We start from the raw sequence: 22,330 nt of genomic DNA, 5'->3' as shown, positions 1-22,330 counted from the left end.
GCTCAGGCCCGCCGGCGGGAGCCGCGGCCCCTGACCGCGGTGACCGCGAGGAGGGCCAGGGCCGCCGCGGCGACCGCCAGCCCGGGGAGCAGCCCGGGCGGCCGGAAGGAGCAGGCGACCTGTGCGGTGCCGGGGGTGAGGGGGACCGCGACCAGCCCCAGGTGGGACGCAGCGGGGCGGCCGTTGCAGGTCCAGCCGGCGATCGCGGGGACGGAGAGGACCGCCGTGCCGGTGGTGCCCGCGGGCAGGTCGGCCCGGATGCCGGAGGAGCCGACCCGGACGGAGGTCGCGGCCGTGGCGCGCAGGGCGGCCACCGCCGCGTCGAGGCGGCCGCGGTCCAGGCAGGACAGAATCCAGCGGGGCGGCGGGGCCGCGTCGAAGACCAGCGCCGAGGAGGCGCCGCGGGAGGGTCCCATCGGCTGGAGGGCCGCCCGGTTGCGGGGGGCGTTGCCGTTCAGCCGGAAGGCCGGGCCGTCGGCGAGGCGGGCCGTGGCGTTGTACTCCGGCGCCCACAGGTGGGCCTCGGTGCCCGCGCGGCAGACACCGGGGGCGAGCGGCTCCTCGTACACGCGGGCGCCCAGCAGGAGTTCCTGGTTGGCGAAGGGCGAGTCGCCGTAGGAGGCGGGCGCGCCCGGCGTGCCGGGTGCGCCCGGCGGGCGGGTCGTCACCAGCGGCGGAACCTCGGCACGCAGCACCGAGCCGTCCGGCCGCAGGCGCGCGCCGACCGCGAACACGGCGTCGGTGACCGGATTGTCGATGCTCTGGACGTTGCGGCCGCGCGAGGTCCAGCCGGCGCCGAGCGCGGCCATCGTCCGCGTGAACACCTCGGGGGTGTGGCTGCTGTAGTACGCGCCGCCCTCGCCGCCCAGCAGCAGCGGGTCGTTGCCCGACAGGGCGGGCCGGCTCGGGTCGGTGCGGTACGCGGGCCAGCCCTCGGCCGCCGCCAGGGCCGCGGCGCGCGCGGTGTGGGAGGCCCCCCAGGACGGGTAGTCGTCGAGGCCGCCCAGTTTGCCTTTGTGCCCGAAGGCGGTGGTCGCCGCCGCCTGCGCGAGCAGGACCAGGGCCAGCAGTCCGGCCGCGGGCAGTGCGGCTCGCCGGTGGCGCAGCGCCCACCAGGCCGCGCCCGCTGCCGCCAGGCCGCCCGCGAACAGCGCGTATCCCCAGGTCGTGGTCAGTGTGCTGGTGCGCGCCCACAGGGCGGCGGCGGCCAGGAGGCCCGCGCCCGCGGCCAGCGCCGTCGGCCGCGGCGGTCCGCCGGCGAGTGCGGTCCAGGCGGCGATGACGGCGATCCCGGCCAGGACGAAGGTCTGCCGGTACGGGCTGCCGTTCGGGGTGGCGAACAGGTGCCAGGCCAGATGGGTCGGCGCCCACTGCAGGGAGAGCGCCACGGCCGCCGTCAGTCCCGTCCACCACAGCCGGTCGCGCAGCGGCACGGTCCGGTGGAAGGGCAGCGCGGCGACCAGCAGCAGCGTGCCGGTGCCGACGAAGACGGCGGGCGAGGAGAAGGAGTACGTCCCCGGCAGCAGCCGTGCGAAGAGGTCCGCCCAGGGCACCGGCCGGAACTCCTTGTCCCACCCCGGGTGGGCCTGCCCCGCGCTGAGGAACAGCGGGAGCAGGACCGGCGCCGCCAGCGCGATGCCCAGCACGGTGCTCCCGGCCGCCCGGGCGATCACCGCGGTCCGGGTCCGCAGATCCTCCCGGGTCAGCACCACCCGTACCAGCAGCACCAGAGCGGCGCCGAGCGTCGCCATGTGGGCGGTGTAGAAGTTCGCGGTCCAGCAGACGGCGACGACCAGCGGGGCGAGCACCACCCGCCGTCCGCGCAGCGCCCATTCGCCGGTCAGGCACAGCAGCGGGAAGGCGATCAGACCGTCCAGCCACATCGGGTTGTAGGAGGCCTCGATCACCGACCAGCCGCACAGCGCGTAGGAGGCCCCGAGCAGTCCGGCCGCCCACCACGGCCCCCGGTGGACAGTGCGCAGCAGCCAGGCCATGGCGGCTGCGGCGGCGGCCGTCTTCAGCACGGTGACGACGTACACGGCCAGGTCGATGTCGGCGCGCGGGAAGACGGCGACGAGGACGGAGAACGGGCCGGTCAGGTAGGTGCCGAGGTCGGGCAGGAAGCTCGTGCCGTAGCCGGACTGCCAGTTGAACAGCAGTCCGCCCTGTGCGCGGCCGTGCAGGAGGTCCCACAGGTGCGCGTGTAAGGGTACGAACTGATTGCCGAGGTCGTTGACGCTGCGGTGGCGCGGTCCGTACGGGAAGACGCGGGCGGCGGCGTCCCCGGCGCACACGGCCACCGCCGTGAGCAGGGCGGCGAGCGCCGAACCGGACGGACTGCGGTGGCGCGGCGAGCGATGCGGTGTCGACATGGTGGGCCGACCCTGGCAGCACCGGGGGAAGCGGGAGTGGCCGCGGAATGGCTGCGACACGAACAGACACGTACCCCGGACACCCTGCGAATCGTTGGTCGAAGCGGTGGCCCGGGCCACCCTTACTGCATACCATCGATCACCGCACGGCCCTTGTGCATTGACGCACAATCTCCCGGCCCTGGAGGCTCCTTTGCACCGTCGCACTGCGCTCTCCGTCTCCGCCGCCCTGCTCGTGGCGGCGCCCCTGCTGTCCGCCTGCTCGGGCGAGACCCGGCCCGGCACCGCGGCCGTCGTCGGCGGTGAACGGATCACCACCTCCGCGCTCCAGGCCCAGGTGAACGACGTCCGCACCGCCCAGAACCGGTCCGAGCAGGCCGCGACCCTCATCGCCAACACCCCGCAGCTGGAGAGGATCAAGCTCGGCAAGATGATCCAGCTGCGGGTGCTGGAGCGGGCGGCCGAGGACGCGGGCCTCTCCGTCACGACCAAGGAGATCGAGGACGCGCGCAGGGCGCAGGAGGGCGACAGGGGCGCGGCGGCGCTGGAGCAGATGGCCCTCCAGGCCCGCGTCCCGCTGGCGCCCGGCCAGATCGACGAGGACCTGCGCTTCCGGCTGCTGCTCGACAAGCTGAGCGAGCGCTTCGGCGAGGACCGGATCATCGAGCCGCTCACCAAGGCGTCGGAGGCCCTCGACATCGAGGTGAACCCGCGCTACGGGGCCTGGGACGCCAAGCAGGTCGGCCTCGGCCCGGTGGAGACCCCCTGGATCACCCAGCGGACCAGGCCCGAGCAGCAACCCGCCGGAGCCTGAGGTCCTGCGGCGGAGGTAGGTTCGGAGGGTGACCGACCACTCCCAGCCCACCGCCCCGGCCGAGCCCACCGGCCGTATCGTCCTGCTGACCACCAGCCACCGGGTCGCCCCCGGGGTGCTGTCCTGGCCGGCGTGGCAGATCCTGCACGCCGCGGACCGGGTGCTGTGCGCCGACCCCGGCCACCCGCAGCTGCCGTACCTGCGGGAGGCGGGCGTCGCGGTCGAGCACGCGGCCCCGGACGCGCACGCGCTGGTGGAGGCCTGCGCGGGCGGCCGCACGGTCGTGGTGCTCCCGGGCGGGGAGGGCGACCGGCGGCTCACCGACGGGCTGGCCCGGCTGGCCGGCTCCGGCCGGGTCTCCATGCCCGACCTGGAACTGCTCCCCGGCTCCTACGACCTGCCGGGCGCCCGCCTGCTCGACCTGGTCCAGGTGATGGACCGGGTCCGCCGCGAATGCCCGTGGACCTCCCGGCAGACCCACCGGGGCCTGGCCAAGTACGCGATCGAGGAGGCGTACGAACTCGTCGAGGCGATCGAGGACGGGAACCGGGAGGAACTGCGCGAGGAGCTCGGCGATGTCCTGCTCCAGGTGGTCTTCCACGCCCGGATCGCCGAGGAGGGCCTCCCGGCCGGCGCCGAGGCGGAGGACGGTGACGAGGAGGACGCCGGTGAGGCGGCCCTCGGGGCGTTCTCCATCGACGACGTGGCCGGGGCCCTTGTGGAGAAGCTGATCCACCGGCACCCGCACGTCTTCGGCGACGCCGAGGCCGAGACCCCGGAGGACGTCCACGCGCACTGGCAGCGCACCAAGGCGGTGGAGAAGCGGCGGGAGTCCGTCACCGACGGGATCCCGGTGGGCCAGCCGGGCCTGGCGCTCGCGGCCAAGCTCGCGGGCCGGGCCCGTGCGGGCGCGGTGGCCGTGGAGCTGCCGCGCGGCGAGGGCATCGGGTACGAGCTGCTGGAGCTGGCGGCGCGCGCCGAGGCGGAGGGCGTCGACCCCGAGACCGCGCTGCGCGCGGCGGCCCGCGTCTACCGGGACGCGATCCGGGCGGCCGAGGGCGTCGGGGCGCCCCCGCGGTAGCTTCCTCGGTTCTTCAGTGCTCCTTCGGGGCGCGGGCGGAGGGGTTGTGCCAGTGCGGTGCCGGGCGGTTCAGGAACCATTCGCCGAAGCCCAGCGGACGGCCCGGCTGTTCGTGGCCGGGGCCCCCGGCGGGTACGGAGTCGTGGAAGAGCCGGGCCGGGCGGGCGCCGAGTTCCTCCAGGAGGTGCGCGGTCTCGTCGATGAACTGCGCCGGCCCGCTGAGGTAGACGTCCTGGTCGGGCCACAGCCCCCGGTTGCTCAGGGCCGTCGCGAGCCGGTCGGTGGCCTCGTTGCGGTGCCGGCCGGGGGCGGGCGTGATGTAGGTGACGTCGAGCCAGCCGCAGGAGGTGCCGTAGGCGTCGATGAGCGGGCGGTCGTAGAGGTGCGCGCCGTCCCGGGCCACCACGAAGAGCCGTACGTCCTGGTCGGGCGGCCGGTCCGCGAGTTCCTCCAGCAGGGCGCGGATCGGGGCCCAGCCGGTGCCGGCGGCGATCAGGCTGACCGGGCGGTCCGAGCGGCGGAAGGTCAGCTGCCCGCCCGCGGCGCCGAGCTTGAGGACCTCGCCGGGCTGCGTCTCGCTGACCAGGGCGGTGCTGAGCCGCCCGCGGTCGATCCGGCTGACGTGCAGGTCGACGGTGCCGTCGGGGCGAGGGGCGTTGCCGATGGAGTACGTGCGCCAGGTGCGGGGGACCCGCTCGCTGCTCACGCTGGTGTACTGCCCGGGGAGATAGGGGAAGGGGGCGTGCGGCCGCAGGGTCAGCACGCCGATGTCCTGCCCGTACTGGAGGTGGCGTACGACCTCCGCGTCCCACCACGGCGGGTCCTCGCTCGCGCCGGCCCCGGCGAGCATGGCGTCGGCGATCACCTGGTAGGCCTCGGTCCAGGCCTTCTCCACCTGGGGCGTCCAGGCGTCGCCGGAGGTCGCGGCGAGTGCGGCGAGCAGGCTGGAGCCCACGACCGCGTAGTGCTCGGGGCGGATCAGGAACTTGCGGTGGTCGCGCCCCAGGTCGTGCAGGTAGGGGCCGATGGCGGCGTCGTCGTCGAGGCGGGAGACGACGTGGGTGAGCGCCGCGAAGAGCCGGTCCCGCTGGCGTTCCATGTCCTCGGAGGAGACCGGGAAGAGGTCACGGACTCCGGGGTTGTGCCAGAAGAGGTGTGAGTAGAAGAACTTGACCGCGTGTTCGGCCCTTCTCTCCACCACCGCGAAACTGCTTTTCAAGATCCTCACGTCCACACATCCGAAAGTAGGAGTGCCGGACGGGGCGAGGTCAAGCGTTGTCCGATCTACGGACAGCCGCGACCAAGCCGTCATATCGGATGAGGGATCGGCGGGCCGCGGCCCGCGCGGGTCCGCCGGTGCGCGGCGGTTACTGTCGGGGACATGCACGATCAGTCGTCCACTCCCTCCGTCGGCGCGGCGCCCGAACTCTTCACGTGGGAGTTCGCGACCGACCCCTATCCGGCCTACGCGTGGCTGCGCGAGAACGCGCCGGTGCACCGCACCCGGCTCCCCAGCGGGGTCGAGGCCTGGCTGGTCACGCGCTACGCGGACGCCCGCCAGGCCCTGGCCGACCAGCGGCTCAGCAAGAATCCGGCGCACCACGCGGAGCCCGCGCACGCCAGGGGCAAGACCGGGATCCCGGGGGAGCGCAAGGCGGAGCTGATGACGCATCTGCTGAACATCGACCCGCCGGACCACACCCGGCTGCGGCGGCTGGTGTCGAAGGCGTTCACCCCGCGCAGGGTCGCCGAGTTCACCCCGCGGGTGCAGGCGCTCACCGATCACCTGATCGACGCCTTCGCGGGGCGGGGCGAGGCGGACCTGATCCACGAGTTCGCCTTTCCGCTCCCCATCTACGCCATCTGCGAGATGCTCGGAGTACCGCGGGAGGACCAGGACGACTTCCGCGACTGGGCCGGCATGATGATCCGCCACGGCGGCGGGCCGCGCGGCGGGGTCGCCCGGTCGGTGAAGCAGATGCGGACCTACCTCGGTGAACTGATCCATCGCAAAAGGGATGATCTGGGCGACGATCTGATCTCAGACCTGATCCGGGCGAGCGACCACGGTGACCATCTGACGGAGGGCGAGGCCACCGCGATGGCCTTCATCCTGCTCTTCGCCGGCTTCGAGACCACCGTGAACCTCATCGGCAACGGCGTCCACTCCCTCTTCATGAACCCCGTCCAGCGCGAGCGCCTGCAGGCCTCCCTGGCCGCCGGTGAGAGCGGACTGCTGGCCACCGGCGTGGAGGAACTCCTGCGCTACGACGGGCCCGTGGAGCTGGCGACGTGGCGCTTCGCCACCGAGCCGCTGACCATCGGCGGCGAGCGGATCGGGACCGGCGACCCGGTCCTGGTCGTCCTCGCGGCCGCCGACCGGGATCCCGAACGGTTCGCCGATCCGGACACCCTCGACCTCTCCCGGACCGACAACCAGCATCTGGGATACGGGCACGGCATCCACTACTGCCTGGGCGCGCCGCTCGCCCGGCTCGAAGGACAGACCGCACTCGCGACCCTGCTGACCCGCCTGCCTGATCTGGAACTTGCCGTTCCGGCCCAAGACCTGCGCTGGCGTGGGGGGTTGATCATGCGAGGGCTACGTACTCTTCCCGTTCGCTTCACGGCTCAAAACACTTCTTCAACATCTGATTAAAAGTCAGGTTCCGCTTGAACTTGTGACAATCGTTCGAAGGCCGCTAGGTTCTGCCGTTACCAGGCTGTTATGCGAAAGGTGATCCCTCATGCTCTCCGGGAACGGCCGTCACAGACGCCCCCGCCAGGTCCCCGCGCTGGTTGTCACAGCCGGAGTCACTGGCTCCGCACTGGCCATGCCGCTGCTGGCCGCCACCAGCGCGACCGCTGCCGACACTGCCACATGGGACAAGGTGGCCGAGTGCGAGAGCGGCGGCTCGTGGAGCGCGAACTTCGGCAGTGGCGCGTACGGCGGGCTCCAGTTCACCCAGGAGGAATGGCAGAACGCCGGCGGTCTGGACTTCGCCGAGCGGGCCGACCTCGCGAGCCGCTCGCAGCAGATAGCCGTGGCCGAGCGCGTGCTGGCCTCCCAGGGCCCGCAGGCCTGGCCGCTGTGCGCGGCCTCGGCCGGACTGGACCAGCAGGGTCCGGCCGCCGTCGTCGATCCGGGTCTGCCGGGCAGCCCCAAGGCGGTCGGCCCCGCGCCGTCCCGCCCCGACGACGTCGTGCCCTCCGACAAGGGCGGCAAGAAGGCGACGGACTTCGGGCTCTCGACCGAGGAGACCCCGAGCCCCACGGGCTCCCCCTTCCTCATTCCTGACGCGCCGTCCGTGGGACTGCCCGTCATGCCGGCGCCCGACGTCCCGACGACGCCGCCGACCACCCCGACCGCGCCGGTCACCCCGACCGACCCGACGACCCCGCCGGTCACTCCCACCGACCCGACGGTTCCGGCCCTCCCGACGGACCCGACGGCGCCCACGACCCCGCCGGGCACTCCGAGTCCGTCCCCGGCGGCGCCCGCGGCGCCGGGGGCCACCCCGGCGGCCCCGTCCACCCCGGGCGCCACTCCCGCCGAGGGCAACGGCAAGCACCGCGGTGCGCCGTCCCCCGAGGAGGGCTCGCCGTCCGGTGCCGCGCCGGCCCCCGTCTACACGGTGCAGGCGGGCGACAGCCTGGCGACCATCGCGGTCGCCAAGGGCGTGAAGGGCGGCTGGAGCGGCCTCTACGCGGCCAATGAGCAGGTCATCGGCAATGACGCCAACCTGATCAAGCCTGGCCAGAATCTGGATCTAACCGTGCAATAAGGGCAGTTGGTTCGTCCGGAAAGACCTGATTGTCTGTTTTCTGCAAGTGAGACATGTGTCTCTTCAGGTCAACTGGCGTGTCCCGCCCGGGGGCTTCCGCAAACCCCGTTCTCACCTGCGCAAACACCCCTGCGGGGAGCGCAAGTAGGGGCCGTTCCTCCCCGATGTTCCTCGTTGAACATCGGGGAGAGACCTGTCTACCTTCTGAGTCGCCCGCCACCGCGGGCTCCTTCGACCGCATCGCCGAATCCTGCCGGCGGACGGGGGGAACAGTCGTCGCGTCAAGCGCCGAAGGCAGGAGCGGGGGAACCAAGGTAGGTGCCGCGAGCGGCCGTTGAGAGACGGCCGGGAAGCGGCTTGGGGTTAAGTGGTGCGCTAGGCCGCACCGCCGGGTACTCACGGCCCGAACCCGACAGCTCACCTCGTAGGCGTCGGTGAGGAGAAACCTCATGCTGCTTTCCGGCAAGGGCAAGCACCGTCGCGGTTCCAAGGCCGTTCGCATCGTCACGCTCGCCGGTGTCGCCGGTGTGGCCGTCGCCGCCCCCCTGATGACCGCGGGCGCCGCCAGCGCCGCCACCGCGTCCGAGTGGGACAAGGTCGCGCAGTGCGAGTCCGGTGGCAACTGGTCCATCAACACGGGCAACGGCTACTACGGCGGGCTGCAGTTCTCGTCCTCCACCTGGGCCTCGTTCGGCGGCAAGTCGTACGCCCCGCAGGCCAACCAGGCCTCGAAGGCGCAGCAGATAGCCGTGGCCGAGAAGGTCCTCAAGAAGCAGGGCAAGGGCGCCTGGCCGCACTGCGGCAAGGGCCTGTCGAACTCCTCGTACACCGGTGGCGGCTCCACCGAGACCCCGGCCTCCACCAAGCCGAAGGTCGAGACGAAGAAGACCGAGACCAAGAAGACCGAGACCAAGGCCGCGCCGAAGAAGGAAACCAAGCGCGCCGAGGCCCCGACCACCCGCTCCGAGCGCACCGAGGCTCCGGCCGCGCCGAAGACCGGCAACGGCTCCTACGAGGTCAAGTCCGGCGACACCCTGGGCACCATCGCCGAGGCCAACGGCGTCAAGGGCGGCTGGCAGCAGCTCTTCGAGCTGAACAAGGACATCGTCTCGGACGCCGACCTGATCTACCCCGGCCAGAAGCTGAAGCTCAGCTGAACGCCGCGGCAATAGCCGCAAAAGCGTACGCAAGACGCAGAATTCCCACCGCCCGGCGCCCCTTCCCCCCACGCGCCGGGCGGCGGTGCGTGCGGGCGCGTGGGCCCCTCCAAGGCTGATGATCAAGGGTTGTATGTCCCGGAAGAGGGGTATTCGGTCCCTTTTTCGTCCCAGGGGCCGGGCGGTCGGCCGGTCGAACCCCCGAAGCCGGTTAGGCTCTAGGCGGCAAGGCCATCCCACGGCCTGACACGCCACCGCACACCCAGCGTCACATCCCAGAAGGAGATGCTCGTGCCGTCCATCGACGTCGTCGTAGCCCGGGAAATCCTGGACTCCCGAGGCAACCCCACGGTCGAGGTCGAGGTGGGCCTCGACGACGGCAGCACCGGCCGTGCTGCCGTTCCGTCCGGCGCCTCCACCGGTGCATTCGAGGCCATCGAGCTGCGTGACGGTGACCCCGACCGTTACATGGGCAAGGGCGTCGAGAAGGCCGTTCTGGCCGTCATCGAGCAGATCGGCCCGGAGCTCGTCGGCTACGACGCCACCGAGCAGCGCCTGATCGACCAGGCCATGTTCGACCTCGACGCCACCGACAACAAGGGCTCGCTCGGCGCCAACGCCATCCTCGGCGTCTCCCTCGCCGTCGCGCACGCCGCGTCCGAGGCCTCGGACCTCCCGCTCTTCCGCTACCTCGGCGGCCCGAACGCGCACCTGCTGCCCGTTCCGATGATGAACATCCTCAACGGTGGGTCGCACGCCGACTCCAACGTGGACATCCAGGAGTTCATGATCGCCCCGATCGGCGCGGAGTCCTTCTCCGAGGCGCTGCGCTGGGGTGCCGAGGTCTACCACACCCTCAAGAAGGTCCTGCACACCAAGGGCCTGTCCACCGGCCTCGGTGACGAGGGCGGCTTCGCCCCGAACCTGGAGTCCAACCGCGCCGCGCTCGACCTCATCATCGAGGCCATCAAGCAGGCCGGCTACACCCCGGGCAAGGACATCGCGCTCGCGCTCGACGTCGCCGCGTCCGAGTTCTACAAGGACGGCAAGTACGAGTTCGAGGGCCAGTCCCGCTCGGCCGCCGAGATGACCGACTACTACGCCGAGCTCGTCGAGGCGTACCCGCTCGTCTCCATCGAGGACCCGCTGTTCGAGGACGACTGGGCCGGCTGGAAGACCATCACCGACCGCCTGGGCGCCAAGGTCCAGATCGTCGGCGACGACCTCTTCGTCACCAACCCCGAGCGCCTGGCCCGCGGCATCGAGGAGGGCTCCGCGAACGCCCTGCTCGTGAAGGTGAACCAGATCGGTTCGCTGACCGAGACCCTCGACGCCGTCGAGATGGCCCAGCGCAACGGCTTCAAGTGCATGATGTCCCACCGCTCCGGTGAGACCGAGGACGTCACCATCGCCGACCTCGCCGTCGCCGTGAACTGCGGTCAGATCAAGACCGGCGCCCCGGCCCGCTCGGACCGCGTCGCCAAGTACAACCAGCTGCTGCGCATCGAGGAGATCCTCGACGACGCCGCGGTGTACGCGGGCCGCAGCGCCTTCCCGCGCTTCAAGGGCTAATCACGCTCAGCCTCCGTACGTCCCCGCACTCGGTCCCGTACCGTGTGCGGGGACGTATTGCGTAGTGCGCACCAAAGGGGAGGCGGACCAATGGCCGGGAACCGGGATCGGTTCTCCACCTTCTCCACCGCGACGCGGCTCAAGCAGCTCGGTGAGCGGACCGCGGCCCACGTCTACCGTTCGCAGACGCGCCGTCAGGTGCGCCGCAGCCGCCTCACCGGCAGGGCCGCGCTCCTGGTGCTCGTGCTCTGTACGCTGGTCGTCGCCCTCGCGTATCCGATGCGCCAGTACGTCTCCCAGCGCTCGGAGATCGCGGAGCAGCAGCGGGCCGCCGCGGCGGCGCGGGACCGCCTGGAGCGGCTCCGCGACGAGAAGGCCCGCTGGCAGGACGACGCGTACGCGGAGCAGCAGGCGCGCAAGCACCTGCACTTCCTGCGCCCGGGGGAGGTCGGCTACATCATGAGCGACCCCGGGGCACGGCCGCCGGAGCCGCACCGGACCGGCCAGGCCGGCTCCGACCGCCCCTGGTACTCGAACGTCTGGGACGGCGTCGACAAGGCCGACCGCCCGAACGACTAGTACCGCAGCACCCATCCACGAGAACGAAGAGACTTCCTCCAGGCATGCAGACGCCCCCGCCCCAGACCGACCGGACCGAGCCGACCGACGCGGACATCGAGGCGTTCGAGCAGCAGCTCGGCCGCCCGCCGCGCGGGCTGCGCGCCATCGCGCACCGTTGCCCCTGCGGGCAGCCCGACGTGGTGGAGACCGCGCCGCGGCTCCCCGACGGCACCCCCTTCCCGACGCTGTACTACCTGACGTGCCCGCGCGCGGCCTCCGCCATCGGGACGCTGGAGGCCAACGGCGTGATGAAGGAGATGCAGGCCCGGCTCGCCGAGGACCCGGAGCTCGCCGCCGCCTACCAGGCCGCGCACGAGGACTACATCCGGCGCCGCGACGCCATCGAGGTGCTCCAGGGCTTCCCGAGCGCCGGCGGCATGCCGGACCGGGTCAAGTGCCTGCACGTGCTCGTCGGCCACTCCCTCGCCGCCGGCCCCGGCGTGAACCCGTTCGGCGACGAGGCCCTCGCGATGCTGCCCGAGTGGTGGGCCAAGGGCGCCTGCGTCACGCCGTGCGGCGAGAAGAAGGCCGGGACGCAGGACGAGGAGTCCCGGTGACCCGGGTCGCGGGCATCGACTGCGGTACGAACTCCATCCGGCTGCTCGTGGCGGACTGCGACCCCGCCACGGGCGAGCTGGTCGAGCTCGACCGGCGGATGACCATCGTCCGGCTCGGCCAGGGCGTGGACCGGACCGGGCGCCTGGCCCCGGAGGCGCTGGAGCGCACCTTCGCCGCCTGCCGCGAGTACGCGGCGGTCATCAAGGAGCTGGGCGCGGAGCGGGTGCGCTTCGTGGCGACCTCGGCCTCCCGCGACGCCGAGAACCGGGACGACTTCGTCCGCGGTGTCGTGGAGATCCTGGGCGTCGAGCCCGAGGTGATCTCCGGCGACCAGGAGGCGGAGTTCTCCTTCACCGGCGCCACCAAGGAACTGACCGCGCACGAGCACCTGGAGCGGCCGTTCCTCGTGGTCGACATCGGCGGCGGCTCGACCGAGTTCGTGGTCGGCGACGACCACGTCCGGGCCGCCCGCTCCGTGGACGTGGGCTGCGTCCGGATGACCGAGCGCCACCTGGTGGTGGACGGCGTGGTCACCGACCCGCCGTCCGAGGAGCAGATCGCGGCCGTCCGGGCCGACATCGAGGCCGCGCTGGACCTCGCGTCCGAGACCGTCCCGCTGGCCGAGGCGCGCACCCTGGTCGGTCTGGCGGGCTCGGTGACCACGATCGCCGGCATCGCCCTGGGGCTGCCCGAGTACCGGTCGTCGGAGATCCACCACTCCCGGATCTCCTACGGGCAGGTCCGCGCGATCACCGAGCGGATGCTGACGGCCACGCACGACGAGCGCGCGGCGATCCCCGTGATGCACCCGGGCCGGGTCGACGTGATCGGCGCGGGCGCACTGGTCCTGCTGGCGATCATGGAGCGCATCGGCGCCTCGGAGGTCGTGGTCTCCGAGCACGACATCCTCGACGGCATTGCGATCAAGACCGCGGAAGACGTCGCGGCCGACAGGAGCCGCTGAACGATGGCGCTCCGGTCCACCGACCGGAGCGCCATCGTCACGTCGGACTCAGATGTTGCGGTAGACGTCGCGCCGGTCGCCGACCTTGACGACGAGGATGACGAGCTCACCGTCCAGGACTTGATAGGCGATCCGGTAGCTGCCGACCCGGAGCCGGTAGAGGCCGGACGGTCCGGTGAGTTTCTTGACGTCGGCGTCCTCGCGGTACGGATCGTCTCCCAGCGCGGTCAGTGAGGCGAGGATGCGCATCGCGGCCGGCCTGTCGATCGCCCGGAGCTGTCGTTGCGCCGCCGCGGTGAACCGGAACGCGTACTTCACGCCGCTCCGTCACCCCGCTCGCTGAACAGGTCGGCCAGCAGCTCGGCCATGGTCACGGTCGGACCGCCTTCGGCCAGCACGGCCTCCGCCTCGCGGGCGAGCAGTTCGTCCGCCGCCTCTTCGAGCGCGTTGAAGTCCGCGATGGGTACCAGGGCGGCCACCGGAGCGCCGTTACGGGTGATTACGGTCGACGCGCCCTGCTCCGCCCGATTGATGTGGTCTGCGAGATGGGCGCGGGCCTCGCGCACGGTCACTGCGTTCTCACTCATGACAGCAGTGTACGCGCGCATGTGTACACGCACCGGTCCGGCAATCGTGGCAGGCGCGGGACGCTGAGCCGACGGCCCAGCGACGGCGCCGGCTACCGCAACGAGCCATGGCCCCACCCGAGATGACCGGTGGATTCATCTGGTCCATGGGCCGAACGACCTTCGAACCAGGGCGTGAGGGCTCTTCGGCGCCATGATCCAGAAAAAGTTCGTGAAGTTCTTCACAAGGAAAAGGTGCCTGCTGGGCCACGGGAAGGGTCCTTCGGGGCCTTGCGGAGGGCCTGAGGCCCCTTTTGTCGCGCGTTCGTGCGATCCACGGAGGCGACGCGTCCGGCGTCGGAGGTAAGGACGAAACCCGGTGGTCTACTCCGGTTCAAGCCTTGGAGGCCAGTTCAGGACGGGTGAACAACGACTCCCGCTACACCTTGGTTCCCGTCGCGCTTCATGACGTCCGTCACGTGGGCGGCGGAGTGTAGCAGAGGCCCTCCGTCTCCTTGTGAAGGGGCTCACGAGCAACACCCCATTGGGTGCTGGATACTCGTTCTCATGAGCACCACGGAGCGTCCCAGGATCCTCGTTGTAGGAGGTGGGTACGTAGGCCTGTACGCAGCCAAGCGCATCATGAAGAAGATGCGCTACGGCGAGGCGACCGTCACGGTCGTCGACCCGCGCTCGTACATGACCTACCAGCCCTTCCTCCCCGAAGTGGCCGCAGGCAGCATCTCGCCGCGGCACGTCGTCGTCCCGCTGCGACGCGTGCTGCCCAAGGCTGAGGTTCTCACCGGCCGGGTCACCACCATCGACCAGGACCGCAAGGTCGCCGTCGTCACGCCGCTGGTCGGCGAGGCGTACGAGCTGCCCTTCGACTACCTGGTGATCGCCCTCGGCGCCGTCTCCCGCACCTTCCCGATCCCCGGTCTCGCAGAGCAGGGCATCGGCATGAAGGGTGTCGAGGAGGGCATCGGCCTGCGCAACCACGTACTCGAGCAGCTCGACAAGGCCGAGTCCACGACGGACGAGGACGTCCGCCGCAAGGCCCTCACCTTCGTCTTCGTCGGCGGCGGCTTCGCCGGCGCCGAGACGATCGGCGAGGTCGAGGACATGGCCCGTGACGCCGCGAAGTACTACTCCACGATCAAGCGCGAGGACATGCGCTTCATCCTGGTCGACGCGGCCGACAAGATCCTCCCCGAGGTCGGGCCCAAGCTCGGCACCTGGGGCAAGGAGCACCTCGAGTCCCGCGGCATCGAGATCTACCTCAACACCTCCATGGACTCCTGCGTGGACGGCCACGTGGTGCTGAAGAACGGCCTCGAGGTCGACTCCAACACCATCGTCTGGACCGCCGGCGTCAAGCCGAACCCGGCTCTGGCCCGCTTCGGCCTCCCGCTGGGCCCGCGCGGCCACGTCGACGCCGAGCCGACCCTCCAGGTCAAGGGCACCGACTACATCTGGACCGCCGGCGACAACGCCCAGGTTCCGGACATGGCCTCCCGCCGGGCCGGCGTCGAGAACGCCTGGTGCCCGCCGAACGCCCAGCACGCGCTGCGCCAGGCCAAGGTCCTCGGCGACAACGTCATCTCGGGCATGCGGGGCTTCCCGCAGACCGAGTACTCGCACTCCAACAAGGGTGCTGTGGCGGGTCTCGGTGTCCACAAGGGCGTCGCGATGATCGTCATGGGCAAGATGAAGATCAAGCTCAAGGGCCGGCTCGCCTGGTACATGCACCGTGGCTACCACGGCATGGCCATGCCGACCTGGAACCGCAAGATCCGCGTCTTCGCCGACTGGACCCTCGGCATGTTCCTCAAGCGCGAGGTCGTCTCCCTCGGCGCGCTGGAGACGCCGCGCGAGGAGTTCTACGAGGCCGCCAAGCCGGCGCCGGCCCCGGCCGCCGCCGCTGCTCCGGCCGAGAAGGCCAAGGCCTCCTGACCCTGCGTCGGGAGACCGGCCGCTGAGCCGGTCGAAGGTACGACCCCGAAGGGGCCGCCCGCCATCCGTGGTGCGGGCGGCCCCTTCGGCGTACCCGGGGCCGCGGATGGGTAGACGGATGGGTCGGAACTTTGTGGAGGTGCGCCATGACCGACGCCGCTCCGCGGCTGGCCGCTCTTGCCGAGACCCTGCTGGGCGGCCCCCTGCCCGTGCGCATCCGCGCGTGGGACGGTACCGAGGCCGGGCCGCCCGGCGGCCCCGTCCTCGTCGTCCGGGGCCGCCGGGCCCTGCGCCGGATGCTGTGGAAGCCCGGAGAGCTGGGCCTGGCCCGGGCCTGGGTGGCCGGTGACCTGACCGTCGAGGGCGACCTCTTCGAGCTGCTGGACCGGGTGTCCGGCCTGCTCTGGGACCGGGACCGGCGGCCGGCGCCCGCGCCCGCCCCGCCCGCCTCCCGCCTCGGCGCGCTGCGTCCGCGCCTGCCCCGGGCGGTCGCGGCCGCCGCGACCACCGCCGCTGCCACCGCCGAGCTGCTGCGCGACGCGGACACGCGGGGCGCCGTACGGGACCTCGTCGCCCTCGCCAGGCCGTGGCCGGCGCCCGCGCCGCCCGACGAGGAAGCGGTCCGGCGCGGCGGCCCCCGGCACACCAGGGGCCGCGACCGGCAGGCCATCAGCCACCACTACGACGTCGGCAACGACTTCTACGAGCGGGTCCTCGGCCCCTCCATGGTGTACTCCTGCGCCTACTGGACCCCCGGCTCGACCCTGGAGCGGGCCCAGCACGACAAACTCGACCTGGTCTGCCGCAAACTCGCCCTGGAGCCCGGGGACCGGCTCCTCGACGTCGGCTGCGGCTGGGGCTCCATGGCCCTGCACGCGGCCCGTGAGTACGGCGCCCGCGTCACCGGGATCACGCTCTCGCGCGAACAGGCCGTGTACGCCCGCAAGAAGGCCGCGGACGAGGGCCTGGCCGATCTGGTCGAGATCCGCATCCAGGACTACCGGGACGTCAAGGACGGCCCCTACGACGCCATTTCCTCCATCGGGATGGCCGAACACGTCGGAGCCGACCGGTACCGCGACTACGCCCGCACCCTGCACGCCCTGCTGCGCCCCGGCGGCCTGCTGCTCAACCACCAGATCGCCCGCCCGCCGGAGGCCGACGAATCGGCCTACCGGGTGGACGAGTTCATCGACGCCTACGTCTTCCCCGACGGCGAGCTCTCCCCGGTCGGCACCACGGTCGGTGAACTGGAACGGGCCGGCTTCGAGGTCCGCGACGTGGAGGCGCTGCGCGAGCACTACGCCCTGACCCTGCGGGCCTGGGTGGCCCGGCTGGAGGAGCACTGGGACGAGGCGGTGGCCCTCACCTCGGCGGGCCGGGCCCGGGTCTGGCGGCTCTACATGGCGGCCTCCGCGCTCGGCTTCGAGCGGGGCCGCCTCGGGGTCAACCAGGTGCTGGCGGTGCGGTCCGCGGCGCGCGGGGACGCCGGGCTGCCGCTGCGGCTGCGAACCTGGGGCGCGCAGCCGGCGTAATCGTTCCTGCGCGGACGACGGGAAGGGCCCCGGGGCGTGTCGCCCCGGGGCCCTTCCACGAATCGTTCCGCCTTCCGCGTGACGCGGTCCGCTACTCGGTCTTGATGGCGGTCAGCATGTTCAGACGGGCGGCGCTGCGGGCCGGCCACATGGCGGCCAGGACGCCGACCACGGCGGCCAGCAGGAGGAAGATCCCGATCCGGTCCCACGGGAGGATCAGCTCGTAGCCGGGCATGGACTTCGCCAGCGTGGAGCCGACGGCCCAGGCGAGGAAGATACCGATGGCGACGCCGAGGGCGGCTCCGAAGAGGGAGATCACCACGGCTTCGAGGCGGATCATGTTCTTGACCCGGCTGCGGTCGAGGCCGATGGCGCGCAGCATGCCGATCTCCTGGGTCCGCTCGAAGACGGACATGGCCAGGGTGTTGACCACACCGAGCACCGAGATGACCAGCGCCATGCCGAGCAGGCCGTACATGATGTTCAGCATCGTGTTGATCATGCCGCCCATCTCGTTGCGCATGTCCTGCTGGGTGGCGACCTTGATGGCCGGGTTCTTGCCGAGGGCGTCGACGACCTTCTGCTGGGCGGCCTTGGAGGCCCCGCCGTCCACGTTGACGTACACCTCGGGGATGTACATCTCCTCGCTGTGCTCGCTGAGGATCTTGTCGTCGATGATGTAGGGGGAGAGCAGCCCCTCCATGTCCTTGTAGATCGCGCCGACCTTCACCGACGCTTCCCGGCCGTCGTCGTAGGTCAGCTTGAGCGCGCTGCCGACGGTGTACTTCTGCTTCGTGGCGGTCTTCTCGGCGACGGCGACGTCGCCCTTGCCGAGGCTGTCGAGCGAGCCGCTGAGGACCTCGATGTTGAGGAGCCGGCCGATGGCGGCCGGGTTGACGCCGGAGGCGGCCCGGAAGTCGCCGTCGACCAGGAAGTAGCCGGCCGACTGCGGGGAGACCGCCTTGATGCCGGGGGCCTTGGCCAGGGTCTCGGCCACGGACTTGTCGAGGCTGCCCGCGTCGGAGGACATGGAGACCCGGTAGTCGGCCTTGAGCTTCTCGGTGCTCATGCGGTCGACGACCTTGCCGACGGTGATGCCGAGCACGGACAGCGTGGTGACGAGGGTCAGGCCGATCGCGAGGGAGGCGGCCGTGACGGCGGTGCGGCGCGGGTTGCGGACGGCGTTCTGCGCGGCGAGCTTGCCGGGGACGCCGAACACCTTCTGCAGCAGCGGGCGGACCGCGCCGATGACCGGCCGGGAGAGCAGCGGCAGCAGCACGATCATGCCGATCAGCATGAAGAAGGCGCCGCCGCCCATGATCATGCGGCCGGTGTCACCGCCCTTGGACACGCCCAGGAAGACCAGGCCGATGCCACCGAGGCTGATGACCGAACCGAGGATGTTGCGCAGGAGCAGGGACTTCGAGGAGGCCGGCAGGTGGGCGCTGCCCATGGCGGCCACGGGTGCGATCCGGCCGGTGCGCCAGGCCGGCAGCAGGGCGGCGACGGTGGTGACGACGACGCCGATGACGAAAGCGGCGACGACGGTGCCCGGGGCGATCACGGGGGCGCCGCCCGGCAGCTTGGCGCCGAGGGAGCCGATGACGGAGCGGATCCCGAGGGCCAGGCCGATGCCGCCGAGCAGGCCGACGGCGGCCGACAGGAAGCCGACGACGAGAGCCTCGGTGAGGACCGAGCGCATGACCTGGCCGCGGTTGGCGCCGACGGCGCGCAGCAGGGCCAGTTCCTTCGTGCGCTGGGTGACCAGCATGGTGAAGGTGTTGTAGATCAGGAAGATGCCGACGAAGAGCGAGATGCCGGCGAAGACGAGCAGCATCGTGCTGAGGTCGCTGAGGCCCTTCTCGATCTGCTTGGCCTGCTCCGCGGCGAGCGCCGTGCCGGTCTGCGCCTTGGTCGTCCTGCTGTCGAGCAGCGGCTTGATGTCGGCGAGCAGCTTCTCGGGGGAGGTGCCGTTCTTCGCGGCGACCGACAGCTCCTGGAAGTAGCCGGGCTTGAGGTAGAGCTCCTGGGCGACCTTGGTCTCGAAGAGGACCAGGCTGCCGCCGGCCTGCACGGCGCCGTCCTCGGTCGTGAAGACGCCGGCGAGGGTGTACTCCTTGACCGGGCCGTTGGTGGCGACGCGCACCTTGTCGCCGACCTTGTACCTGCCCGTGTCGGCGGTGGCCCTGTCGAGGGCGACCTCGTCGGCCCTGGCCGGGCCGGCGCCCTGGGTGAAGGTGTAGCGCGGGTCCTTGCCGTCCTTGACGGGCGTGAAGTTGCCGCCCTTGTTGGACCAGCCGGAGCCGATCAGCTTGCCGTTCTCGTCGCCGACTCCGGCGAAGCCCGAGACGCTGCCGGAGACGGTGTCGACGCCCGGGAGTGCCTTGATCCTGTCGAGGGTCTGCTGGCCGAGGCCGGGCTCGCCCTCCTTCTGGCCCTCCTCGTTGCGGCCCTGGCCGTAGGAGGTGACCGAGACGGCGACGCCCTCGTAGCTCTTGGCGGACTGGCCGGAGAGGGACTTCTTGAGGGTGTCGGTGAAGACGAGGGTGCCGGATACGAAGGCGACGCCGAGGGTGACGGCGAGCACCGTCATCAACAGCCGGGCCTTGTGCGCGAGGACGTTGCGCAGGGCGGTACGGAACATGGGAGATCTCAGTCCTGGGGCTGGAAGTCTGGGAGAGGGCGGCCTGGGGCGGGGCCCGGGGTCAGCTGGTGCGGCCCTTGGCGTCGAAGGCCTTCATGCGGTCCAGCACGCCGTCGGCGGTGGGGCTGAGCATCTCGTCGACGATCCGGCCGTCGGCGAGGAAGATGACGCGGTCCGCGTAGGAGGCGGCGACCGGGTCGTGGGTGACCATCACGACGGTCTGGCCGAGCTCGCGGACGGAGTTGCGCAGGAAGCCGAGGACCTCGGCGCCGGAGCGGGAGTCCAGGTTTCCGGTCGGCTCGTCACCGAAGATGATCTCGGGGCGGGAGGCCAGGGCGCGGGCGACGGCCACGCGCTGCTGCTGGCCGCCGGAGAGCTGGGTGGGCCGGTGGCCCAGGCGGCCGGAGAGACCGACCATGTTCACGACGGTGTCCAGCCACTGCTGGTCGGGCTTGCGGCCGGCGATGTCCATGGGGAGCGTGATGTTCTCCAGGGCCGTCAGGGTCGGCAGCAGGTTGAACGCCTGGAAGATGAAGCCGATCTTGTCCCGGCGCAGCTGCGTGAGCTGCTTGTCCTTGAGGGAGCCCAGTTCGGTCTCGCCGATGCGGACCGAGCCGGCGGAGAAGGTGTCCAGGCCGGCGACGCAGTGCATCAGGGTGGACTTGCCGGAGCCCGAGGGGCCCATGATCGCGGTGAACTGTCCCTGCCCGAAGTCCACGGAGACGTTGTCCAGGGCGACCACCTGGGTCTCGCCCTGGCCGTACACCTTGGAGAGGCCGGTGGCGCGGGCGGCCACGGCCTGGGCGGTGCGCGGGGCGTGGTTCATGGTGGTCACAGGACTGCTCCTCGGTCTGTTGTGCGGGACTCCTTCATCCTCACCCGGCCCTTACACGCCGCGGATCAGCCGCCGTGCCTGTTCGCGGGCCCACTCGAGACTGACGGCGGGCGGGCGCGCCTCCTCCTCTGGTATGACAGGAGGCCTGCCCGGCGGGCGCCGGCCCGGGGTGGCGGGGAGGGTGGCGCGGGGGGTGGCGCGGGCCATCGAAATCCCGTCATTCCCGTACAGGTGGTGATCGCCGTCCAGAACGGGCCGACCGCGCATTCTGGGGCCTGACGGACCCTCAAGCGCCAATAAAATCAGACAACATCGGATAGACGTCCCGTCGGCGGAGAGTGTCTTCCGGATAGGCTCGGCACAGCGTTCAAGGCTTTTTTCCACGGGGGCCGCCACGCCCTGCCCGGATGGTGGAATGCAGACACGGCGAGCTTAAACCTCGCTGGCCTTCGGGCCGTGCCGGTTCAAGTCCGGCTCCGGGCACTCCGCAGCTCTGGCGAGGCTCCCCTCGTTTATCCCCTGCGCTTCGCCATGCCTTCTCCTAAGATCCTCCTCCAGCAGTAGGGTGCTTTCTTTGCGAGCGCATTACTCTTGTTGCAAGGCCGCGCTCGGTGGCCACGGAGGAGTGAGATGAGGAGCAGTAACCCGGTCTTCTCGCGACGGGGGTTCAGCCGCGACAACGGTGGCTACGCGGGCTTTGACGCGCAGCACCAGCAGGCCGGGACCAACCCGTACGCGACGAACCCTTACGCGATGGACCCGGCCACGGGTATGCCGCAGGCGCCGGCGCGCACCGACGCGATGACCATCGACGACGTCGTGAGCCGTACGGCCATGACGCTCGGCACGCTCATCGTAACGGCGACCCTCTCCTGGGTGCTGCTGCCCGTCGACCCGGCCAACCTGACCAAGTCGTACGCGATCGGCATCGGCGCCGCCCTGGTGGCCTTCGTCTTCGCGATGATCCAGTCGTTCAAGCAGAAGGCCGCCCCGGGCCTGATCCTGGCCTACGCGGCCTTCGAGGGCGTGTTCCTCGGCGTGATCAGCGCGGCCACCAGCACCTACTTCGGCGCCGGCGTGGTCATCCAGGCCGTGCTGGGCACGATGTGCGTCTTCGCCGCCGTGCTCCTCGCCTACAAGATGGGCTGGATCCGCGTCAACCGCCGCTTCGTCGGCTTCGTGATGGCCGCGGCCCTGGGCTTCATGCTGCTCATGCTCGCGAACACCCTGTTCGCGGTCTTCGGCGGCGGTGACGGCCTCGGCTTCCGCAGCGGCGGCCTCGGCCTGCTGTTCGGCGCCATCGGTGTCATCCTCGGCGCCTGCTTCCTCGCCCTCGACTTCAAGCAGGTCGAGGACGGCGTGACGTACGGCGCCCCGCGCGAGGAGGCCTGGCTGGCCGCCTTCGGCCTCACCATGACCCTGGTGTGGATCTACATCGAGATGCTGCGCATCTTCCAGATCCTCTCCGGCGACGACTAGCAGGACCGGCGGGCCGTCAGGCCCGCCCGGTCCTGCACACCGCACGGGAAGGCCCCGCGAGCGACCGCTCGCGGGGCCTTCCCGTGCGTGTAGGGGGCTACGGGGTCGAGGGAGAAGGGTCAGCCGAACCGGCGTGCGGCCCGGCGCAGGTCGTACTCGTGGATGATCGCCTTGGCCTGGCCGTACGACAGCTCGTGCGCGCCGCGCAGCCAGCTGACCTTCTCCTCGAACCGGACGAGGGAGGGGCCGTCGTCGACGGTGCGGAGCCAGTCGGAAACCTCACGACCGGTGGTCTGGGGGATTCTGTCGATCATGTTGCGGTGGGTCTGCTCGGAGAACTCTACGGACATGGGCGCCTCCGGAGGTTTTGCCGTGCTGTTCTCTTCACGCCACC

Annotated in this window: 19 protein-coding genes, 1 tRNA gene and 1 riboswitch; of the genes, 13 read left to right on the top strand and 7 right to left on the bottom strand. The window is 71.2% G+C overall.

All coding sequences use genetic code 11. From position 1 onward, the window contains the following. Positions 1–2 precede the first annotated feature (2 nt). Complete coding sequence (locus NRK68_RS13730) at positions 3–2,372, bottom strand: YfhO family protein (RefSeq protein ID WP_257855883.1); 2,370 nt, start codon at positions 2,370–2,372, stop codon at positions 3–5. A 193-nt stretch (positions 2,373–2,565) separates the two neighbouring features. Between NRK68_RS13730 and NRK68_RS13725 the strand changes: the two genes are divergently transcribed. Then, the gene (locus NRK68_RS13725) at positions 2,566–3,186 is read left to right on the top strand and encodes a SurA N-terminal domain-containing protein (RefSeq protein WP_183069150.1); all 621 of its coding nucleotides are present in this window, start codon (positions 2,566–2,568) and stop codon (positions 3,184–3,186) included. 28 nt (positions 3,187–3,214) lie between these two features. Then, entirely contained in the window at positions 3,215–4,267 is a 1,053-nt protein-coding gene (locus NRK68_RS13720) for a nucleoside triphosphate pyrophosphohydrolase (RefSeq protein WP_183069151.1), read from the top strand. A gap of 13 nt (positions 4,268–4,280) precedes the next feature. Here the strand turns inward: NRK68_RS13720 and NRK68_RS13715 are convergent, their stop codons facing one another. Continuing rightward, positions 4,281–5,468 (bottom strand): globin domain-containing protein, encoded by a 1,188-nt coding sequence (locus NRK68_RS13715; RefSeq protein WP_257855882.1) that lies wholly within the window; start codon positions 5,466–5,468, stop codon positions 4,281–4,283. A 180-nt stretch (positions 5,469–5,648) separates the two neighbouring features. Here NRK68_RS13715 and NRK68_RS13710 point away from each other — a divergent pair, with 180 nt between their 5' ends. The 7 genes from NRK68_RS13710 to NRK68_RS13680 all read left to right on the top strand — a co-directional run bounded on the left by NRK68_RS13710 (position 5,649) and on the right by NRK68_RS13680 (position 12,924). After that, entirely contained in the window at positions 5,649–6,926 is a 1,278-nt protein-coding gene (locus tag NRK68_RS13710) for a cytochrome P450 family protein (protein WP_183069153.1), read from the top strand. A gap of 88 nt (positions 6,927–7,014) precedes the next feature. Further along, positions 7,015–8,052, top strand: coding sequence for a LysM peptidoglycan-binding domain-containing protein (locus tag NRK68_RS13705; protein WP_257855881.1), 1,038 nt, complete (start codon positions 7,015–7,017; stop codon positions 8,050–8,052). Between the two features lie 276 nt (positions 8,053–8,328). Then, a riboswitch (cyclic di-AMP (ydaO/yuaA leader) is annotated at positions 8,329–8,498 on the top strand. Positions 8,499–8,501: 3 nt separating this feature from the next. Then, on the top strand, positions 8,502–9,209 hold the full coding sequence (locus NRK68_RS13700; RefSeq protein ID WP_257855880.1) for a transglycosylase family protein: 708 nt from the start codon (positions 8,502–8,504) through the stop codon (positions 9,207–9,209). 285 nt (positions 9,210–9,494) lie between these two features. Then, positions 9,495–10,781, top strand: a complete 1,287-nt coding sequence (gene eno, locus NRK68_RS13695) for a phosphopyruvate hydratase (RefSeq protein ID WP_046778918.1) — start codon at positions 9,495–9,497, stop codon at positions 10,779–10,781. Between the two features lie 90 nt (positions 10,782–10,871). Beyond that, entirely contained in the window at positions 10,872–11,360 is a 489-nt protein-coding gene (locus tag NRK68_RS13690; RefSeq protein WP_030961444.1) for an FtsB family cell division protein, read from the top strand. Between the two features lie 44 nt (positions 11,361–11,404). Beyond that, entirely contained in the window at positions 11,405–11,959 is a 555-nt protein-coding gene (locus tag NRK68_RS13685; RefSeq protein WP_183069156.1) for a DUF501 domain-containing protein, read from the top strand. Then, on the top strand, positions 11,956–12,924 hold the full coding sequence (locus NRK68_RS13680) for a Ppx/GppA phosphatase family protein (RefSeq protein ID WP_257855879.1): 969 nt from the start codon (positions 11,956–11,958) through the stop codon (positions 12,922–12,924). Before NRK68_RS13685 ends, NRK68_RS13680 begins: the two co-directional genes overlap by 4 nt. 48 nt (positions 12,925–12,972) lie before the next feature. On the opposite strand, the gene NRK68_RS13675 is transcribed toward NRK68_RS13680, so the two are convergent. Continuing rightward, entirely contained in the window at positions 12,973–13,242 is a 270-nt protein-coding gene (locus tag NRK68_RS13675; protein ID WP_183069158.1) for a type II toxin-antitoxin system RelE family toxin, read from the bottom strand. Beyond that, positions 13,239–13,511 (bottom strand): type II toxin-antitoxin system Phd/YefM family antitoxin, encoded by a 273-nt coding sequence (locus NRK68_RS13670; protein ID WP_257855878.1) that lies wholly within the window; start codon positions 13,509–13,511, stop codon positions 13,239–13,241. Before NRK68_RS13670 ends, NRK68_RS13675 begins: the two co-directional genes overlap by 4 nt. 546 nt (positions 13,512–14,057) lie before the next feature. Between NRK68_RS13670 and NRK68_RS13665 the strand changes: the two genes are divergently transcribed. After that, positions 14,058–15,443, top strand: a complete 1,386-nt coding sequence (locus tag NRK68_RS13665; RefSeq protein ID WP_046778922.1) for an NAD(P)/FAD-dependent oxidoreductase — start codon at positions 14,058–14,060, stop codon at positions 15,441–15,443. Positions 15,444–15,589: 146 nt separating this feature from the next. Then, positions 15,590–16,978, top strand: coding sequence for an SAM-dependent methyltransferase (locus NRK68_RS13660; protein WP_183069159.1), 1,389 nt, complete (start codon positions 15,590–15,592; stop codon positions 16,976–16,978). Between the two features lie 91 nt (positions 16,979–17,069). On the opposite strand, the gene NRK68_RS13655 is transcribed toward NRK68_RS13660, so the two are convergent. Both NRK68_RS13655 and NRK68_RS13650 read right to left on the bottom strand, forming a co-directional pair. After that, positions 17,070–19,622, bottom strand: a complete 2,553-nt coding sequence (locus tag NRK68_RS13655) for an ABC transporter permease (protein ID WP_257855877.1) — start codon at positions 19,620–19,622, stop codon at positions 17,070–17,072. 61 nt (positions 19,623–19,683) lie between these two features. After that, complete coding sequence (locus NRK68_RS13650; RefSeq protein ID WP_046778925.1) at positions 19,684–20,457, bottom strand: ABC transporter ATP-binding protein; 774 nt, start codon at positions 20,455–20,457, stop codon at positions 19,684–19,686. A gap of 401 nt (positions 20,458–20,858) precedes the next feature. On the opposite strand from NRK68_RS13650, the gene NRK68_RS13645 reads away from it, so the two are divergent. Beyond that, positions 20,859–20,940, top strand: a tRNA-Leu gene (locus tag NRK68_RS13645). Between the two features lie 147 nt (positions 20,941–21,087). After that, a complete protein-coding gene (locus NRK68_RS13640; protein WP_183069161.1) occupies positions 21,088–21,936 on the top strand; it encodes a Bax inhibitor-1/YccA family protein in 849 nt (282 codons plus the stop codon). A 119-nt stretch (positions 21,937–22,055) separates the two neighbouring features. Here the strand turns inward: NRK68_RS13640 and NRK68_RS13635 are convergent, their stop codons facing one another. Next, on the bottom strand, positions 22,056–22,286 hold the full coding sequence (locus NRK68_RS13635) for a DUF4287 domain-containing protein (RefSeq protein WP_030010339.1): 231 nt from the start codon (positions 22,284–22,286) through the stop codon (positions 22,056–22,058). Positions 22,287–22,330: the final 44 nt, after the last annotated feature.

The sequence above is a fragment of the Streptomyces yangpuensis genome (assembly GCF_024666385.1).
GTDB classification, from domain to species: domain Bacteria; phylum Actinomycetota; class Actinomycetes; order Streptomycetales; family Streptomycetaceae; genus Streptomyces; species Streptomyces yangpuensis.
This window is presented reverse-complemented; position numbering and strand designations above follow the sequence as displayed.

Bases quoted from the DNA above. Each gene is read 5' to 3' on its own strand.
- NRK68_RS13730 (WP_257855883.1), bottom strand. From the start codon at position 2,372: ATGTCGACACCGCATCGCTCGCCGCGCCACCGCAGTCCGTCCGGTTCG.
- NRK68_RS13710 (WP_183069153.1), top strand. From the start codon at position 5,649: ATGCACGATCAGTCGTCCACTCCCTCCGTCGGCGCGGCGCCCGAACTC.
- NRK68_RS13705 (WP_257855881.1), top strand. From the start codon at position 7,015: ATGCTCTCCGGGAACGGCCGTCACAGACGCCCCCGCCAGGTCCCCGCG.
- NRK68_RS13700 (WP_257855880.1), top strand. From the start codon at position 8,502: ATGCTGCTTTCCGGCAAGGGCAAGCACCGTCGCGGTTCCAAGGCCGTT.
- eno (WP_046778918.1), top strand. From the start codon at position 9,495: ATGCTCGTGCCGTCCATCGACGTCGTCGTAGCCCGGGAAATCCTGGAC.
- NRK68_RS13690 (WP_030961444.1), top strand. From the start codon at position 10,872: ATGGCCGGGAACCGGGATCGGTTCTCCACCTTCTCCACCGCGACGCGG.
- NRK68_RS13685 (WP_183069156.1), top strand. From the start codon at position 11,405: ATGCAGACGCCCCCGCCCCAGACCGACCGGACCGAGCCGACCGACGCG.
- NRK68_RS13670 (WP_257855878.1), bottom strand. From the start codon at position 13,511: ATGAGTGAGAACGCAGTGACCGTGCGCGAGGCCCGCGCCCATCTCGCA.
- NRK68_RS13665 (WP_046778922.1), top strand. From the start codon at position 14,058: ATGAGCACCACGGAGCGTCCCAGGATCCTCGTTGTAGGAGGTGGGTAC.
- NRK68_RS13660 (WP_183069159.1), top strand. From the start codon at position 15,590: ATGACCGACGCCGCTCCGCGGCTGGCCGCTCTTGCCGAGACCCTGCTG.
- NRK68_RS13655 (WP_257855877.1), bottom strand. From the start codon at position 19,622: ATGTTCCGTACCGCCCTGCGCAACGTCCTCGCGCACAAGGCCCGGCTG.
- NRK68_RS13640 (WP_183069161.1), top strand. From the start codon at position 21,088: ATGAGGAGCAGTAACCCGGTCTTCTCGCGACGGGGGTTCAGCCGCGAC.
- NRK68_RS13635 (WP_030010339.1), bottom strand. From the start codon at position 22,286: ATGTCCGTAGAGTTCTCCGAGCAGACCCACCGCAACATGATCGACAGA.